Source organism: Blastococcus brunescens (assembly GCF_035320885.1).
Classification (GTDB): domain Bacteria; phylum Actinomycetota; class Actinomycetes; order Mycobacteriales; family Geodermatophilaceae; genus Blastococcus_B; species Blastococcus_B brunescens.
In genome coordinates this window covers 126,920-142,881 of sequence record NZ_CP141261.1, presented here as the reverse complement: position 1 = coordinate 142,881, position 15,962 = coordinate 126,920, and the positions used below count along the sequence as shown (strand labels likewise).

Below are 15,962 nucleotides of genomic sequence, written 5' to 3'. Positions count from 1 at the left end.
GGATGGCTCCGTGACCGCCGAACCCGCCGCTCCCATCCTCTCCCCCGAGGTCACCGCCCGCTGGCAGGCCCGCTTCCGGGCGCCGCGGGTCTCCCTCCCGGACTGGGCGCAGGACGCCCCGCAGCGGAACGTCTACTCCTCCGACCTCAGCGGCGTCGTGGAGCAGTACGCCTGGGACCGGGAGACCGGCGAGCACCGCCAGGTCACCGACCGACCCAACGGCACGCTGATCGCCACGGTCAGCCCCGACGGCGAGACGATCTGGTGGTTCGCCGACACCGACGGCGACGAGTTCGGCAGCTGGATGACCCAGCCCTTCGCCGGAGGCGAGGACAGCGTCGCGGTCGCCGCGGTCGAGGCGGCCTACCCCGCCGGTCTCGAGGTGGGCCGCACCATGGTCGCGATCGGCCGGTCGACCGACGACGGCAGCGAGCTGTGGCTGGCGCCGTCCGGTGGAACGCCCCGGGTGATCTACCGGCACAGCGACCCCGCGTCGGTCGACGCGCTCAGCCAGGACGACGCGCTGCTGGTCGTCTCCCACTCCGAGCACGGTGACCCCCGCTACCCGGCCCTGCGGGTGCTGCGGACCGGCGACACGACCCTCGAGTCACCCGCTGTCGTGACCGAGAAGTGGGACGGCGAGGGCCGCGGGCTGCACGCGCTGGAGTTCGGGCCGCTCCCGGACGACCGGCGGCTGCTGGTCGGCCACGAGCGGCGCGGCCGCGACGAGCTGCTGATCTGGGACGTCGCCGCCGACACCGAGACCGAGATCGCGCTGGACCTCCCCGGTGACGTCACCGCGGGCTTCTACCCCGACGGTTCCGCGCTGCTGGTCGGGCACGACCACGCCGCCCGCAGCGAGATCTACCGCTACGACCTGGCCAGCGGCGCCTGGAGAAGCTGGACACCCCGCCGGGCGTCGTCCGCGGCGCCACGGCCCGCCCCGACGGCACGGTGGAGCTGGCCTGGTCCTCGGCGGCGCTGCCGCCGGTGATCCGCCGCGCCGACGGCCCCGTCGTCCTGTCGATCGCCGACGAGGAGCCGCCGGCCGCCTACCCGGTCGAGGACCGCTGGGTGCCCGGCCCGGGCGGGGACATCCACGCGCTCCTGGTGCGCCCGGAGGGTCCGCCCCGTACGCGACGGCGTTCCTGGTGCACGGCGGGCCCGAGGCGGCGGACGACGACTCCTACCGTGCCCGCCGGGCCGCCTACGTGGACGCCGGCTATGCCGTCGTGCACGTGAACTACCGCGGCTCCACCGGCTACGGGTCGGTCTGGCGGGACGCGCTCACCGGGCGGCCGGGGCTCACCGAGCTCGAGGACGTCGCCGCCGTCTCGACGCCCTGCTGGCCGAGGGCTTCCTCGACCGGGAGCGGGCGCTGCTGACCGGCGGTTCGTGGGGCGGGTTCCTCACGCTGCTCGGCCTGGGCACCCAGCCGGAGCGGTGGGCCGCCGGCATCGCCGAGGTGCCGGTCGCGGACTACCTGGCGGCCTACGAGGACGAGATGGAGGGCCTGCGGGCCTACGACCGCGCGCTGTTCGGCGGGTCACCTGAGGAGGTGCGCGACGTGTACGTGCGGTCCTCGCCGATCACCTACGTGGACGCCGTCGCCGCGCCGGTGCTGGTGGTGGCGGGCGCCAACGACCCGCGCTGCCCGATCCGGCAGATCGACAACTACCTCGGCCGGCTCGAGGAGCTCGGCAAGGAGCACGAGGTGTACCGGTTCGATGCCGGCCACGGCTCGCTGGTCATCGAGGAGACCATCCGCCAGGTCGAGGTGGCCCTGGCCTTCGCGTTGACGCACGTGAAGCCCTGACCCGTGTTGATCATCGTCTGCGTGCACGCGACACGGCGGGACACGCCGGCGAACCGAGCACCCAGACGATGATCAACTGCGGGAGGCGGCGATCAATTCGGCGATCTGGACGGTGTTGAGCGCGGCGCCCTTGCGGAGGTTGTCGTTGCTGACGAACAGCGCGAGGCCGCGGCCGCCGTCGACGCCCGGGTCCTGGCGGATCCGGCCGACGTAGGACGGGTCGCGGCCGGCCGCCTGCAGCGGGGTCGGGACGTCGGACAGCTCGACACCAGGCGCGGCCGCCAGCAGCTCGATGGCCCGCTCCGGCCGGATCTCACGCTCAAATTCGAGGTTCAGCGACAGCGAGTGCCCCGTGAAGACCGGCACGCGGACGCAGGTGCCGGACACCCGCAGATCGGGGATGCCGAGGATCTTGCGGCTCTCGTTGCGGAGCTTCTGCTCCTCGTCGGTCTCCAACGTTCCGTCGTCGACGACCGAGCCGGCCATCGGCAGCACGTTGAACGCGATGGGCGCGACGTACTTCACCGGGTCGGGGAAGGTGACCGCGGTGCCGTCGTAGGCCAGCTCGTCGGCCTTGTCGACGACGGCCCTGGCCTGCGAGTGCAGCTCCTGGACGCCGGCGATGCCCGAGCCCGAGACGGCCTGGTAGGTGCTGGCGACGATGCGGACGAGGCCGGCCTCGTCGTGCAGCGGCTTGAGCACCGGCATCGCGGCCATGGTGGTGCAGTTCGGGTTGGCGATGATCCGGCCGGCGGCCTTCGCGATGTCACCGGGGTTGACCTCGCTGCAGACCAGCGGGATCTCCGGGTCGCGGCGGAACGCCGAGCTATTGTCGATCACGATGACGCCGGCCTCGGCGAAGCGGGGCGCCTGCGCGCGCGACGTGGTCGCGCCGGCGGAGAACAGCGCCACGTCCAGGCCGGTGGGGTCGGCGGTGGCGGCGTCCTCGACGGCGATCTCGCCGTCACCCCACGGCAGGGTGCTGCCGGCAGATCGGGCCGAGGCGAAGAACCGCAGCTCGCTGAGCGGGAAGCCCCGCTCGGCGAGGATCGAGCGCATCGCCGCGCCGACCTGGCCGGTCGCGCCGACGATGCCGACCCGCAGGCCGCTGGTGGAGAAGGTGGTCATCGTCCGGTCCCTCCGTAGACCACGGCCTCGACGTCGGCGCCGAGGTCGAACGCGTCGTGCACCGCGCGGACGGCGATGTCGACGTCGGTGTCGCGGCAGACCACGGAGATGCGGATCTCCGAGGTGCTGATCAGCTCGAGGTTGACGCCGGCATCGGCCAGCGCGCCGAAGAACTTGGCGGAGACGCCGGGATGGGAGCGCATGCCGGCACCGACGAGCGACACCTTGCCGATGTGCTGGTCGAACTCCACGTCGGTGTAGCCGACGGTGTGCTTGACCTTCTCCAGCGCCGCGATGGCGGTGGGGCCGTCGCTCTTGGGCAGCGTGAAGGAGATGTCGGCGAGCTTGCTGGCCCCGGCCGACACGTTCTGCACGATCATGTCGATGTTGATCTCGGCGTCGGCGAGGACCCGGAAGAGCTGAGCCGCCTCACCCGGCCGGTCGGGCACCCCGTAGACGGTGATCTTGCCTTCGGAGCGGTCGTGCGCGACGCCCGTGATGATCGCCTGTTCCACCGGGAGGTCCTCCATCGAGCCGGACACGATCGTGCCGGGAAGGTGTGAGTAGGAGCTGCGGACGTGCACGGGGATGCCGTAGCGGCGGGCGTACTCGACGCAGCGGAGCATGAGCACCTTCGCCCCCGAGGCCGCCAGCTCGAGCATCTCCTCGTAGGTGATGGTGTCGAGGCGCTTGGCGTTGGGGACGATCCGCGGGTCGGCGGTGAACACGCCGTCCACGTCGGTGTAGATCTCGCAGACGTCGGCGCGCAGGGCCGCGGCGACGGCGACGGCGGTGGTGTCGGAGCCGCCGCGTCCCAGCGTGGTGATGTCCTTGGTGTCCTGGCTGACGCCCTGGAACCCGGCGACGATCACGATCGATCCGTCGTCCAGCGCCGACCGGAGCCGGCCCGGGGTGACGTCGATGATCCGGGCCTTGCCATGGCTGCCGGTGGTGATGACGCCGGCCTGCGACCCGGTGAACGACCGCGCCTCGTAGCCGTGGGTGGAGATGGCGATGGCCAGCAGCGCCATCGAGATCCGCTCGCCCGCGGTGAGCAGCATGTCGAGCTCGCGACCGGGTGGGTCGTCGGTGATCTGACCTGCCAGGTCGAGCAGTTCATCCGTGCTGTCGCCCATCGCGGAGACGACCACGACGACGTCGTCGCCGTTCTTCTTCGCACTGACGATCCGCTCGGCGACACGCTTCATGTGCGCTGCGGAGGCGACGGAGGAACCGCCGTACTTCTGGACGACGAGGGCCACGGGTCCACAGGCTACCGACGTACCGCGGAGCACCGGTGGTTGCATCCCCGCGACGCACACGTTGTGATCATGGGATGGACGCCCCGGAGCAGTGGCTGCTCACCGCAGAGGAGCGCGGCAACCCCGGCACCCCGCTCCCCGCGTGGACCGAGGGCAACCTCGTCCGGTCCCTCGTGCACGGCGTGGCCTACTTCGACCGGCTCGTGGAGGTGGTCGAGCAGCTCGGCGAGGGTGATCGTCTCTGGTTCACCGACTGGCGGGGGACCCGGACCAGCGGCTGCGACCCGACGGGCCCACGGTGGACGAACTGTTCAGCGCCGCGGCGCACCGCGGTGTGGATGTGCGGGGCCTGGTGTGGCGCTCGCACACCGACGCCATCTCCTACAGCAAGGAGGAGAACCGGGCACTGGACCGCGAGATCGAGGAGGACGGTGGCCGGGTGGTCCTCGACCAGCGCGTGCGCCGGGTGGGCAGCCACCACCAGAAGATCGTGGTGATCCGCTGCCCCGCCGACCCGTCCCGCGACGTCGCCTTCGCGGGCGGGATCGACCTGTGCCACAGCCGCCGTGACGACGCCGAGCACGGCGGCGACCCGCAGGCGGTGAACATGTCGTCGGCGTACGGGCCGACACCGCCCTGGCACGACGTGCAGGCCGAGATCCGCGGGCCCGCCGTCGCCGTCCTGGACACCGCGTTCCGGGAGCGCTGGGACGACCCGACCAGCCCGGTGCAGGGAAATCCGATCGCCCACGTCATCGACCGGTTCCGCCGGGCTCGCCTCGACCCTCGCCCCTGCCGCCGGAGCTGCCCCCGCCCCCACCCTGCGGGCCCCACCTGGTGCAGACCCTGCGCACCTACCCCAAGATCCGGCCGCGCTACGACTTCGCCCCCGAGGGCGAGCGCTCGATCGCGCGCGGGTACACCAAGGCGGTCAAGAAGGCCCGGCGGCTGGTCTACCTCGAGGACCAGTACCTCTGGTCGTCGGAGGTGGCACAGCTGTTCGCCGACGCGCTCACCGAGAACCCCGATCTGCACCTGGTCGTGGTCGTGCCGCGCATCCCCGACCAGGAGGGGCGTTCAACGCGACGCCGCAGTACGTGGGGCGCCGACGGGCGATCGACCTGTGCCTCCGGGCGGGAGGGCAGGACCGGGTCCACGTCTTCGACGTCGAGAACCGCGCCGGGACGCCGGTCTACGTGCACTCGAAGGTCTGCGTGGTGGACGACGTGTGGGCCAGCATCGGCAGCGACAACTTCAACCGGCGCTCCTGGACGCACGACAGCGAGCTGTCCACCGCGGTCCTCGACGCGACCCACGACCCCCGGGAGCCGCGCGACCCGGCCGGCACGGGCGACTGCGCCCGCACGTTCGCGCGCGACCTGCGGCTGGAGCTGGCCCGCGAGCACCTCGACCTGGCGCAGGACGGCAGCGACGACGAGCTGCTGATCGATCCCGAGCGCTTCGTCGCGACGCTCGAGGCGCGGGCGGCCTCGCTCGCCGAGTGGCACGAGAACGGACGGCGCGGAGCCAGGCCGCCGGGACGGTTGCAGCGGCACCGGCCGGAGAAGCTCGGCCGCCTCACCCGGCTGTGGGCGACCCCCGTGTACCGGCTCCTGGTCGACCCGGACGGCCGCCCGCTGAAGCTGCGCCTGCAGAAGTCGTTCTGACGGGCCCGGCGGTCAGACGCAGTCGCGGGTGATCCGCAGCATGTCGACGAACACGAACTGCTCCGGCTGGGCGCCAGGTGGCTTCAGCAGCGTGAGGAAGTCACCCGCGTCGGCGCGCCACTCGAAGTAGACAGCGACCGCCCGCTCGGTGTTGCTGCCGAGGAACGTCTCCGGCGCACCGCCGTCGCACGCCAGCAGGTGGTTCTCGTCCGCGCTGTAGCCGTGGGCCCGGAGGAACTCGGCTGCCTCGGTCAACGCAGGGTCACCCTCGGGCCCCACGGCGAGGTACACCGCCCACTGCTCCGCGCCTGGCTCTGCCGGCGCCTCGGCGGGCCAGTCGGTGACCACCGCGTCAGGGCCCGACAGCGGCGTCGTCGCAGGTGCCTGGCTGGTCGACGCCGCCGCTGCAGACGAGTCGGCTGCCGGCGAGCCCTCCGCGGGCGACCCACCGTCGCCGGAGCACCCGGAGAGGAGCAGCAGCGCCGCACAGGTCATCGTCGAGGAGATCGCCGCTCGCACGCCGGAACCGTACGGTCTCGGTCGGCAGTTGCCACGGCGACACGACGCGCGTCACCCGGTCGGGGATCCGGATCGGCGGGAGCGGCACACCTCCCTCCAGCATGCTTGTGCTCTGCCCCGCTCCGCGGGGCAGAGCACAACTGTCCACAGATCGAGTTCGAGCCGACCGGAGGAGCCTGCGACCCCCGACTCTGGCCGGGTGTCCACCTTCGACGTGCCGGCTGCTCTGCGGCGGATCCGTCGACGCGCCGACCTGTCGCAACGCGAACTCGCGCTACGGGTCGGCTGCTCGAAGACAGCAATCGCGCGCATCGAGAGCGGGCACGGCGGCCTGGACGTCGGACTCCTGGCGCGGGCAGCGGCTCTGGCAGGGCTGCGCCTCGCTCTGCTCGACGACGACGACGCAGAGGTGCCGGGCATGAGTTCCGAGGCGGTGCGGGACAGGGGCGGACGACGCTTCCCGGCGCACCTGGACACCCGGTACGGCGACCAGGACTGGTGGCACGGCGAGGACCGGTACGCGCGCGAGCAGCCCTGGTACACCTACGACCGCCTCCGGCACACACGAGACCGGTGGCGCGGGCGCACGGGCACCCGGACGACCACCAGGCGCCCCGGCCCGGAGACTCTCCCGCGGAACGCCGTGCAGCACGGCAGCACGCTGCCCGCCTGCGGCGCGCGGAGGAGCACCGGCAGCGGCGGGAGTCGGGCGCCGCGCAGCCGATCGAGGACTTCACCTGCAGCTGTCCACCCCGGTGCGAGGAGCTCGACGACTGGAGCGGCCGGCCCGTCCACGCCGAGGACTGCCCGTGTTCCTGCGACGTCGGCTGACGCGCTGCTACCGTGGGCACGTGCGCGGCAGCCTCCTGCTTATGAGCCGCGGCGAGGCCCTCTCCTAGGTCGGCCCCTCGCCGCGGTGATCTGCCGTGATCGCGTGCGTTCCCGGCGCCTGCTGACCGCCCCACCGGAGCTGAGTCCAGCCCGCGCCAGAGGAGCCCGAGACCGTGAGCACGAACCCGCAGCACACCCGCGCCGCCCATCCGCACGCCCGCAATCCGCAGCAGCCCTCGCGGATGCCGATCCACCGCTACGCCCCTTCACCCCCGTGGTGCTGGGCGACCGCACCTGGCCGGAGAAGGTCACGACCGTCGCGCCCCGCTGGTGCGCCGTCGACCTCCGGGACGGCAACCAGGCGCTGATCGACCCGATGACCCCCGACCGCAAGCGGCGCATGTTCGAGCTGCTGGTCCGCATGGGCTACAAGGAGATCGAGGTCGGCTTCCCGGCCGCCAGCCAGACCGACTTCGACTTCGTCCGCCAGCTGATCGAGGACGACCTGGTCCCCGACGACGTCACGATCCAGGTGCTGACCCAGGCCCGCGACGAGCTGATCGAGCGCACGTACGAGTCGCTGCGCGGCGCCCGGCAGGCGATCGTGCACCTCTACAACTCGACCAGCACCCTGCAGCGCCGCGTCGTCTTCGGCTCCGACCGGGCCGGCATCGTCGACATCGCCGTCCACGGCGCGGAGATGGTGCGCAAGCTGGCCGAGCAGATGGACGACACGGAGATCCTCTTCGAGTACTCCCCGAGTCCTTCACCGGCACCGAGCTCGACTTCGCCGTGGAGATCTGCAACGCCGTCACCGACGTCTGGGAGCCCACCCCCGACCGGCCGACGATCCTCAACCTGCCGGCGACCGTCGAGATGGCCGAGCCGACCGTCTACGCCGACCAGATCGAGTGGATGCACCGCAACCTCGGCCGCCGTGACTCCGTCGTCCTGTCCCTGCACCCGCACAACGACCGGGGCACCGCCGTCGCCGCCGCCGAGCTGGGCTACCGCGCCGGGGCCGACCGGATCGAGGGCTGCCTGTTCGGCAACGGCGAGCGCACCGGCAACGTCGACCTGGTCACCCTCGGCCTGAACCTGTTCAGCCAGGGCATCGACCCGCAGATCGACTTCTCCGACATCGACGAGATCCGCCGCACCGTCGAGTACTGCAACCAGCTCGGCGTGCACGAGCGGCACCCCTACGGCGGCGACCTCGTCTACACCGCCTTCTCCGGCTCCCACCAGGATGCGATCAACAAGGGCTTCAAGGCGCTCGAGGCCGACGCGCAGGCGGCCGGGACGACCGTCGCCGAGATGCCGTGGGCCGTTCCCTACCTGCCGATCGACCCCAAGGACGTCGGCCGCAGCTACGAGGCCGTCATCCGGGTGAACAGCCAGTCCGGCAAGGGCGGCGTCGCCTACATCATGAAGACCGAGAACCAGCTGGACCTGCCGCGCCGGCTGCAGATCGAGTTCAGCGCCGTGGTCCAGCAGCACACCGACGACGAGGGCGGCGAGGTCACCGCCGCGCAGATGTGGGCGGCGTTCAGCAGCGAGTACCTGCCCGACCCCGACGCCCCGTGGGGCCGGTTCTCCCTCGCTGGGCACCGGCACACCGCGCACGGCGACCAGGTCGACGAGATGGTCGTCGAGCTCGTCGACAACGGTGTCCCGGTGACGATCGAGGGCCGCGGCAACGGGCCGATCGCCGCGTTCGTCGACGCCTTGAAGAGCCTCGACGTCGACGTCCGGGTCCTGGACTACGCCGAGCACGCGCTGTCGGCCGGCGGCGACGCCAAGGCGGCCGCCTACGTCGAGTGCGCCGTCGGCGACCGCGTCCTCTGGGGTGTGGGCATCGACCCCAACATCGTCAGCGCCTCGCTGCGCGCGGTGGTCTCGGCGGTGAACCGGGCCCAGCGGTAGAAAGGGCGTCGTCGGGGCGTCGGAGAACACCGCGCCCGGACGACGGAGGGACATGAGCAGCCCGGGATCGCGCGCGGTGGGACCACCGCCCGACCCCGGGCTGCTGTCGCTCTACGACCGTGCCCTGCCGGAGGTCTACGGCTACCTGCTCGCCCGCTGCGGCCGGCGCGCGCTGGCCGAGGACCTCACTGCCGAGACCTTCCTCGCCGCCGTGCGGGCCGAGGTCGACGGCGGCGGGCCCGTCACGGTGGCCTGGCTGATCGGCACGGCCCGGCACAAGCTCGTCGACCACTGGCGCCGGCTGGAGCGCGAGGAACGCGGGCTCCGGCTCCTCGACGGTGGCACCGCCCACGCCGAGGACCCCTGGGACGACGAGATCGACGCGCTGCGCGCCCAGCAGGTGCTCGAGGGGCTCTCCCCGCGCACCGTGCCGCGCTGACCCTCCGCTACCTCGACGACCTGCCCGTCCCCCGCGTCGCCGCCCTCCTCGGCCGCACGCTGCACGCCACCGAGGCGCTGCTCGTGCGCGCCCGCGCCGCCTTCCGCCGTCAGTACGAATCCACCGAGCAGCCGGGGGTGCCCCGTGACCGATCCCGAACGGCCCTTCCGGTCGCTGACCCGCCCGGCCGCGCCGGTCGACCCCGACCCGACCTTCACCGCGGCCCTCCGCGACCGGCTGCGCCGGGCCCTCCTGCAGTCCCGTCCGACCCCGACCCCCGAACCGAGGAGCACCGCCGTGTCCGCACTGGTCCCCTACCTCGTCGTCCGCGACGCCCGCGCCGCGATCAACTGGTACGCCGACGCGTTCGGCGCCCGTCCCGTCGGCGACCCCTACGCCGACGGCGACCGCATCGGTCACGCCGAGCTGGAGCTGGCCGGCGCCACCCTGTACCTGGCCGACGAGTACCCGGAGTACGGCCTGGAGGGCCCCGGGGACGGCAAGCCCCGGTCTCCCTGCATCTCTCCGTGCCCGACGTCGACGCCGCCATGGCCCGCGCCGAGGCCGCCGGCGCCACCGTCGAACGGCCGGCGACCGACGAGCCCTACGGCCGCGGCGGACGGCTGATCGACCCCTACGGCCACCGCTGGATGCTGCAGAGCGCACCGGCCGCCGCCGGACCCGCCCCCAGGCCGGGCGATCCGGTGTACCTGACGCTGAACGTCCCCGACGGTCGGCGTGCCCTGGACTTCTACGGGGCCGTGCTGGGCTGGACAGCGGTGCCCGGCCGGGTGCCCGACGGCTGGCAGGTCGAGGGCCCGACGCCCATGGTCGGGATCGGCGGGGGCAGCAGCGAGCCGGGCACCGTGCCGATGTACGCCGTCGACGACATCGAGGTCGCCGTCGCCGCCGTCCGGACCGCCGGCGGTGAGGCCGGCGAGATCGAGCGGCAGTCCTACGGCCTCGGCACCCTGTGCCGCGACGACCAGGGCCTGCCGTTCTGGCTGGGCCAGCTCGGCTAGGAGTCCCCGGTGGCCTCGCGGTCCTCGCGCCGGCTCTCGGCCAGTGCGCGGGCCGGCTGTTCCGGCGGCGCGTCGGCCGGCTCGTCACCGCGGTAGACGCTGTCCCGCACCTCACCGCCGGTGTGCAGCTCGTCGACCATCAACCGGTCGCGACGGACGTGCCGCCGCCGGTACGCCACCCGGCTGATCATGTGGGCGCTCACCGGAGCCGTGAGCATCTGGAAGGCCGCGACGAGCAGCAGCATCCAGGTCGCCGACCAGCCCTGCAGCCGGATGGCGGCTCCCACCATGATCAGCAGGACGCCCAGCACCTGCGGCTTCGTGCCCGCGTGCATCCGGGCGAGGACGTCGGGGAAGCGCACCAGGCCCAGCCCCGCCGTCAGGCAGAGGAACGCGCCGAGGAGCAGCAGGACGACCGCGAGCACGTCGCCCAGCGTCTGCACGTCGTTCATCGCTGCCCCTCTGCGGCTCGGGCGGCCTGCTCCTCGGCCGCCTCGGGCAGGCCGACGTCCTGGCCGTCGTCGGCGGACCGGAGCAGCATGCCGCCGATGTAGCGGGCGACCGACACCGAGCCGACGAAGGCCAGCAGCGAGACGACGACGAGCACCGGCACCACCGTCGGGTCCCGCTGGAGGCCGGCGTGCACCGCGAGTCCGGCCGCGATGATCACCAGGAGGGTGTCGGTGGCCACCACCCGGTCGAGCAGGGACGGACCGATCCCGAGGCGGACGAGGGTGAGCAACGCTCCCATCCCGAGCATCCCGTAGGCGAGCAAGAAGACGACGGTCACGGGGTCCTCCGTCCGGTGCCCTGGCTGCGCTCGCCCGGCGCGAGGTCGAGGGCGGCGATCTCGTCCGGGGACCCGAAGGCGCGGACCACCCGCTCCTCCTCGGCCAGCACCGAGGCGCGCTGCCGCTCGACGTCGCTCCCGTCCGCCACGTGCAGGATGTGCAGCGCGATCGTGCGACGCTCGCGGTCGAGGTCGATCACCATCGAGCCGGGCACGAGCGTCAGCGACTCGGTCAGGATGGTCAGCAGGAGATCGGAGTCGGTGCGCAGCTGCACCGTGATGATGGCGCTCTGGTCGATGCCCTGGGGCCGGACGGTCTGCCAGGCCACCAGCGCACCGGACCAGATCAGGTCGAAGACGAAGTGCCCCAGGAAGCGGACCAGCGCGAGCGGGCGCACCCGGGCGCCGCCGACGACGGGCGGCAGCGGGAGCAGCACCGTGACGGCCAGGGCCACGAGGATGCCGCTGAGCAGGTTGGCCCAGGACCAGGTGCCCCACAGCAGGTTCCAGACCAGCACGAGCCAGACCAGCAGCGGCAACTGGTGCCGCAGCTGGTGGCCGGAGCCCGGGGTGGGCGCCTCATCGGTCACGGCACGTCCTCCCCGAGGAAGACCGAGGAGATGTAGGGGTGCGGTCACGGAGGTCCCCTGCCGCCCGCTCGGCGATGCCGTACAGCGGCCCGGCCAGAGCCGTCAGCGCGACGGTCACCACCACCATCGCGGCGGCGGACCCGACCATGACCCGGGGCAGTGGCCGCAGCGGCCGCTCCCGCGCGGCGTCACCACCCAGCCCGTCGGTCACCGGGGACGTGGCCGTGGCCACCGCGGTGTGCCGCTCCCACGCTGCCCGCCGGGCCTCGGCGCGGCCGCCGGTCGTGCTCGCACCCGGATCGGCGCCGGCGGGCTCCTTCTCCCCGCCGGCTCCTGCTGCTGTGCGGGGCCGGGCGCACTTTCGGGCGAGAGGTCGGGCCCGGCGTCGGCGGCGGCCGCCTCGAACGTGTCCTCCGCCGGCGCCTGCGCCGGGAGCCGCCAGAACGCCCGGCTCCAGACCCGGGAGATCGCCAGCAGGGTGAGCAGGCTGGTCGCGGCGCCGCCGGCGACCAGGACGATCGGCAGCCACCCGCCGTCGGCGATGCCCGCCTCGAGCAGTCCCAGCTTCCCGATGAACCCGGAGAACGGCGGGATCCCCGCGAGGTTCATCGCCGGGACGAAGAAGAGGATCGCCAGCAGCGGGGACGCCGTCGCCAGCCCGCCGAGCCGGTCGACGGAGGTGGACCCACCCTGCCGCTCGACCAGGCCGGCGACGAGGAAGAGCGTCGTCTGGATGGCGATGTGGTGCACCACGTAGAAGATTGCCCCGGCCAGGCCGGCCTGCGACGCCAGCGAGATGCCGAACACCATGTAGCCGATGTGGCTGACCAGCGTGAAGGACAGGATCCGGCGGATGTCGGTCTGCGCGACCGCGCCCAGGATGCCGATCAGCATGGTCGCCAGCGCCGCCCACATCAGCACCTCGTCCAGGGCGCCTCCCGGGAACAGCAGGGTCTGGGTGCGGATGATCGCGTAGACGCCGACCTTGGTCAGCAGGCCGGCGAACACCGCGGTGACCGGTGCCGGCGCCGTCGGGTAGCTGTCGGGCAGCCAGGCCGACAGCGGGAAGACCGCGGCCTTGATGGAGAAGGCGATCAGCAGCATCGACTGCAGCAGCAGCTGGGTGCCCTCGGGCAGCTCGGCCAGCCGCACGGCCAGCTGGGCCATGTTCACCGTGCCGGTCGCGCCGTACACCAGCGCGATCGCGGCCAGGAACAGCAGCGAGCTGAGCAGGCTCACGATGATGTAGGTGATGCCGGCCCGGATGCGCGCCGCCGATCCGCCGAGGGTCAGCAGGACGTAGCTGGCGGTCAGCAGGATCTCGAAGCCCACGTAGAGGTTGAACAGGTCACCGGCCAGGAAGGCGTTGGCCACGCCCGCGATCAGCACCAGGAACGTCGGGTGGAAGATCGAGATCGGCGTCTCCTCGTCGCCGTCGGCCGCACCCTGGCCGACCGCGAAGACCAGCACCCCGAGCGCCACGGTCGCGGCGACGACCAGCATCAGCGCCGACAACCGGTCGACGACCAGCACGATGCCCAGCGGCACCGGCCACCCCCGACGGAGATGGCGTCCGCGCCGTCGGCGTCGGCGAGCAGCAGGAGCGCGACCGCCACGGCGAGCACCGCGGCCAGCACCACGACGCTGAGCGTCCGCTGCACCCGCGGGTGCCGGCCGCCGACCAGCAGCGCCGCCGCCGCGCCGAGCAGCGGCAGCAGCACCGGCAGCGGCGTGAGGACCCGGATCACCGGCTCCTCCGGCGGGTCGGCGGGAGGTCGACGTCGTCGGACGCGATGCCGGAGTACCGGCGCGCCAGCCCGGCCTCGGCCTCGTTGTCGGCCGCGAAGGTGTCGGCGTGCATGGGTGCCCGGTCCTCCGGCGCCAGGTCGTCGGGATCGATGTCGTCGGCGTCGGTGTCCGACCGGCGGGCGATCCGGCGGTCCTCCTCGTCCACCTCGATCACCTCCTGCCGCACCAGGCGCCAGGACCGGTAGATGATCGCCAGCACGAACGCGGCGATGCCGAAGGTGATGACGATCGCGGTGAGGATCAGGGCCTGCGGCAGGGGATCACTCATCTCCTCGGGCTCGGCGTACCCCAGGATCGGCGCCAGGCCGGCCGGCCCGCCGGCGGACAGCAGCAGCAGGTTGGTCGCGTTGCCCAGCAGCAGGAAACCCAGCAGGACGCGGGTCAGGCTGCGGTCGAGCAGCAGGAAGACGCCGGCGGCGTAGAGCCCGCCGATGACCACCGGCAGGACGACGGTGGGGGTCATCGGGCGATCACCTCTCCGGGCGTGGCCTCGATCGGGTCGTCCTCGTCGGCCTCGCGGTCCAGCTCCGCGCCGAGGCTGCGCAGGATGTCGAGCACCAGCCCGACGACGATCAGGTAGACGCCGATGTCGAAGAACAGCGAGGTCACCAGCTTGACGTCGCCGAGCACCGGCAGCGTGGTCTCGAGGATCGCCGTCTGGAGCACCTCGGCGCCCAGCACCAGCCCCACGACGCCGGTGCCGCCGGAGAACAGCAGCCCCACCCCGAGGAGCAGGCCGGGGTCGACCGGGGCGGCCTCCCCAGCTCGTAGCGGCCGCCGGCCAGATAGCGCAGCACGAGGGCCAGACCGGCGACGAGACCTCCGGCGAACCCGCCGCCGGGCTCGTTGTGGCCGCTGAACAGCAGGAAGATCGAGAAGACCAGGATGGTGTGGAACAGGATCCTGGTGACCACCTCGAGGATCACCGAGCGGCGCTCGGGGGACAGCGCCGCCGAGGCAGCCAGCCACTGCCCCCGGGGCGCCCGGCGGGAGGTGGGCTCCTGCCGGGCCAGCTGCACCGGGTCGAGGCGGTCGACGGCACCGGTCCGCCTGCGCAGGAACACGAGGCTGGCGACCCCGGTGGCGGCCACGACCAGCAGCGAGATCTCGCCGAGGGTGTCCCAGGCGCGGATGTCGACCAGCGTCACGTTCACGACGTTCTGCCCGCCGCCGACCTCGTAGGCGGCCTCCGGGTAGTCGACCGACACCGGGGTCGCGGTGCGCGCGCTCATCGCGACCGCCCCCGCCGCGGCCATCAGCGCCCCGACGGCCACGGCGATGACGCCCCGTCCGGCGCGCTCACGCGGCCGGTGCCGCTCGGTGATGTCCTTGGGCAGCTTGCGCAGCACCAGGACGAAGACGACGAGGGTCAGGGTCTCGACCAGGAACTGGGTGAGGGCCAGGTCGGGGGCGCCCTGCAGCGCGAACAGCACCGCCAGCGCGTACCCGGTGACGCCCACGACCAGGACCGCCGACAGCCGCTGCCGGATCCGCAGCGCCAGCACCGCGGAGATCAGCGCGACCGCGCCGACCAGCGCCTGGATCGGGCTGTCCCAGGCCCGCCACTCCCCGGCCACGGCGCCCGGAACAGCAGCACCGACCCCGGGAGGGCCAGCACGACGACGAGGATGGTGCCCAGATAGGCCGGCAGCGAGCCGCGCTGCGTCGTCCCGGTGACCAGGACGGCGAGGCGGTCGAGGGTCTGCAGGGTGTTCCAGTAGCCCTCGTCCGCCGAGGCGCCGACGGCGAACCGCCGCTGGGTGCGGAACACCGCCGTCCGGGCGAGGAAGAGGAGCGCGCCACCGACGACGGTGAGCGCGGACAGCAGCAGCGCCGGCTGCAGCCCGTGCCACAGCGCCAGCTTCTCGGCCTCCGGCGACAGCAGCGGCAGGGTGTCGGCGTAGCCGGCGACCAGCGGCTCCAGCAGCGGGCTGAACGGCCCGGCGAGCAGGCCGGCGAGCGCCAGCACCGCGGGAGCCGCGAGGAACAGCCCCGCGGCGGGTGGACCAGCTCGGCCGGCTCGGTCGGCTCCAGGCCCGGCTTGCGGGCGAAGGCGCCCCACAGGAAGCGCGCCGTGTAGCCGGCGGTGAGCACCGAGCCCAGCACCAGACCGGCGAGCACGACCACGGCGGCGGTGCGGTCGGGCAGACCGCCGTCCCACAA

The 15,962-nt window shown here is 72.9% G+C and carries 21 protein-coding genes and 3 pseudogenes; 11 read left to right on the top strand and 13 right to left on the bottom strand.

Features of this window, described 5'->3' with window-relative positions; translation table 11 throughout:
* Positions 1–10 precede the first annotated feature (10 nt).
* The 3 genes and pseudogenes from U6N30_RS01005 to U6N30_RS00995 all read left to right on the top strand — a co-directional run bounded on the left by U6N30_RS01005 (position 11) and on the right by U6N30_RS00995 (position 1,816).
* Positions 11–994, top strand: a complete 984-nt coding sequence (locus tag U6N30_RS01005) for a TolB-like translocation protein (RefSeq protein WP_324275788.1) — start codon at positions 11–13, stop codon at positions 992–994.
* Positions 955–1,242: a hypothetical protein gene (locus tag U6N30_RS01000; RefSeq protein WP_324275787.1), complete on the top strand. Its 288-nt coding sequence runs from the start codon at positions 955–957 to the stop codon at positions 1,240–1,242. The genes U6N30_RS01005 and U6N30_RS01000 overlap by 40 nt, the downstream gene beginning before the upstream one ends.
* Positions 1,152–1,816, top strand: a pseudogene (locus U6N30_RS00995) (prolyl oligopeptidase family serine peptidase). Before U6N30_RS01000 ends, U6N30_RS00995 begins: the two are co-directional and overlap by 91 nt.
* A gap of 72 nt (positions 1,817–1,888) precedes the next feature.
* Here U6N30_RS00995 and U6N30_RS00990 read toward each other — a convergent pair.
* Both U6N30_RS00990 and U6N30_RS00985 read right to left on the bottom strand, forming a co-directional pair.
* Positions 1,889–2,944: an aspartate-semialdehyde dehydrogenase gene (locus U6N30_RS00990; RefSeq protein ID WP_324275786.1), complete on the bottom strand. Its 1,056-nt coding sequence runs from the start codon at positions 2,942–2,944 to the stop codon at positions 1,889–1,891.
* Complete coding sequence (locus U6N30_RS00985) at positions 2,941–4,206, bottom strand: aspartate kinase (RefSeq protein WP_324275785.1); 1,266 nt, start codon at positions 4,204–4,206, stop codon at positions 2,941–2,943. The genes U6N30_RS00990 and U6N30_RS00985 overlap by 4 nt, the downstream gene beginning before the upstream one ends.
* Positions 4,207–4,280: 74 nt before the next feature.
* Here U6N30_RS00985 and U6N30_RS00980 point away from each other — a divergent pair, with 74 nt between their 5' ends.
* A complete protein-coding gene (locus U6N30_RS00980) occupies positions 4,281–4,703 on the top strand; it encodes a hypothetical protein (RefSeq protein WP_324275784.1) in 423 nt (140 codons plus the stop codon).
* Between the two features lie 600 nt (positions 4,704–5,303).
* Positions 5,304–5,873: a phospholipase D-like domain-containing protein gene (locus tag U6N30_RS00975; protein WP_324275783.1), complete on the top strand. Its 570-nt coding sequence runs from the start codon at positions 5,304–5,306 to the stop codon at positions 5,871–5,873.
* Positions 5,874–5,885: 12 nt separating this feature from the next.
* On the opposite strand, the gene U6N30_RS00970 is transcribed toward U6N30_RS00975, so the two are convergent.
* The gene (locus U6N30_RS00970) at positions 5,886–6,392 is read right to left on the bottom strand and encodes a hypothetical protein (RefSeq protein ID WP_324275782.1); all 507 of its coding nucleotides are present in this window, start codon (positions 6,390–6,392) and stop codon (positions 5,886–5,888) included.
* A 199-nt stretch (positions 6,393–6,591) separates the two neighbouring features.
* Here U6N30_RS00970 and U6N30_RS33035 point away from each other — a divergent pair.
* From U6N30_RS33035 to U6N30_RS00945, 6 genes and pseudogenes are all read left to right on the top strand, one after another.
* Positions 6,592–6,774, top strand: a pseudogene (locus U6N30_RS33035) (helix-turn-helix domain-containing protein); the annotation flags it as partial.
* Positions 6,775–6,965: 191 nt separating this feature from the next.
* A complete protein-coding gene (locus U6N30_RS00965; protein WP_324275781.1) occupies positions 6,966–7,223 on the top strand; it encodes a hypothetical protein in 258 nt (85 codons plus the stop codon).
* 376 nt (positions 7,224–7,599) lie between these two features.
* A pseudogene (locus U6N30_RS00960) lies at positions 7,600–7,899 on the top strand (2-isopropylmalate synthase); the annotation flags it as partial.
* 116 nt (positions 7,900–8,015) lie between these two features.
* Complete coding sequence (locus tag U6N30_RS00955) at positions 8,016–9,149, top strand: 2-isopropylmalate synthase (protein WP_324275780.1); 1,134 nt, start codon at positions 8,016–8,018, stop codon at positions 9,147–9,149.
* Between the two features lie 52 nt (positions 9,150–9,201).
* Positions 9,202–9,588, top strand: a complete 387-nt coding sequence (locus U6N30_RS00950) for an RNA polymerase sigma factor (RefSeq protein ID WP_324275779.1) — start codon at positions 9,202–9,204, stop codon at positions 9,586–9,588.
* Positions 9,589–9,671: 83 nt separating this feature from the next.
* Positions 9,672–10,610, top strand: a complete 939-nt coding sequence (locus tag U6N30_RS00945) for a VOC family protein (protein ID WP_324275778.1) — start codon at positions 9,672–9,674, stop codon at positions 10,608–10,610.
* On the opposite strand, the gene mnhG is transcribed toward U6N30_RS00945, so the two are convergent.
* From mnhG to U6N30_RS00895, 10 genes are read right to left on the bottom strand one after another with little or no spacing between them, the layout of a single operon-like run.
* Entirely contained in the window at positions 10,607–11,062 is a 456-nt protein-coding gene (gene mnhG / locus U6N30_RS00940) for a monovalent cation/H(+) antiporter subunit G (RefSeq protein WP_324275777.1), read from the bottom strand. The two genes, U6N30_RS00945 and mnhG, sit on opposite strands and share 4 nt — an antisense overlap.
* Positions 11,059–11,400, bottom strand: a complete 342-nt coding sequence (locus U6N30_RS00935; RefSeq protein ID WP_324275776.1) for a monovalent cation/H+ antiporter complex subunit F — start codon at positions 11,398–11,400, stop codon at positions 11,059–11,061. The genes mnhG and U6N30_RS00935 overlap by 4 nt, the downstream gene beginning before the upstream one ends.
* Positions 11,397–11,990, bottom strand: a complete 594-nt coding sequence (locus U6N30_RS00930; RefSeq protein ID WP_324275775.1) for a Na+/H+ antiporter subunit E — start codon at positions 11,988–11,990, stop codon at positions 11,397–11,399. The genes U6N30_RS00935 and U6N30_RS00930 overlap by 4 nt, the downstream gene beginning before the upstream one ends.
* Positions 11,980–12,222 carry a hypothetical protein gene (locus tag U6N30_RS00925; protein ID WP_324275774.1) on the bottom strand — a complete coding sequence of 81 codons (243 nt, stop codon included), beginning with the start codon at positions 12,220–12,222 and terminating at the stop codon, positions 11,980–11,982. Before U6N30_RS00925 ends, U6N30_RS00930 begins: the two co-directional genes overlap by 11 nt.
* A complete protein-coding gene (locus U6N30_RS00920; protein ID WP_324275773.1) occupies positions 12,198–13,538 on the bottom strand; it encodes a Na+/H+ antiporter subunit D in 1,341 nt (446 codons plus the stop codon). Before U6N30_RS00920 ends, U6N30_RS00925 begins: the two co-directional genes overlap by 25 nt.
* On the bottom strand, positions 13,493–13,738 hold the full coding sequence (locus U6N30_RS00915; protein WP_324275772.1) for a hypothetical protein: 246 nt from the start codon (positions 13,736–13,738) through the stop codon (positions 13,493–13,495). Before U6N30_RS00915 ends, U6N30_RS00920 begins: the two co-directional genes overlap by 46 nt.
* On the bottom strand, positions 13,735–14,262 hold the full coding sequence (locus U6N30_RS00910) for a Na(+)/H(+) antiporter subunit C (protein ID WP_324275771.1): 528 nt from the start codon (positions 14,260–14,262) through the stop codon (positions 13,735–13,737). Before U6N30_RS00910 ends, U6N30_RS00915 begins: the two co-directional genes overlap by 4 nt.
* Complete coding sequence (locus U6N30_RS00905; protein ID WP_324275770.1) at positions 14,259–14,522, bottom strand: MnhB domain-containing protein; 264 nt, start codon at positions 14,520–14,522, stop codon at positions 14,259–14,261. The genes U6N30_RS00910 and U6N30_RS00905 overlap by 4 nt, the downstream gene beginning before the upstream one ends.
* Positions 14,405–15,376 carry a hydrogen gas-evolving membrane-bound hydrogenase subunit E gene (mbhE, locus tag U6N30_RS00900; protein ID WP_324275769.1) on the bottom strand — a complete coding sequence of 324 codons (972 nt, stop codon included), beginning with the start codon at positions 15,374–15,376 and terminating at the stop codon, positions 14,405–14,407. Before mbhE ends, U6N30_RS00905 begins: the two co-directional genes overlap by 118 nt.
* Positions 15,313–15,768: a hypothetical protein gene (locus U6N30_RS00895; protein ID WP_324278638.1), complete on the bottom strand. Its 456-nt coding sequence runs from the start codon at positions 15,766–15,768 to the stop codon at positions 15,313–15,315. The genes mbhE and U6N30_RS00895 overlap by 64 nt, the downstream gene beginning before the upstream one ends.
* Positions 15,769–15,962 lie beyond the last annotated feature (194 nt).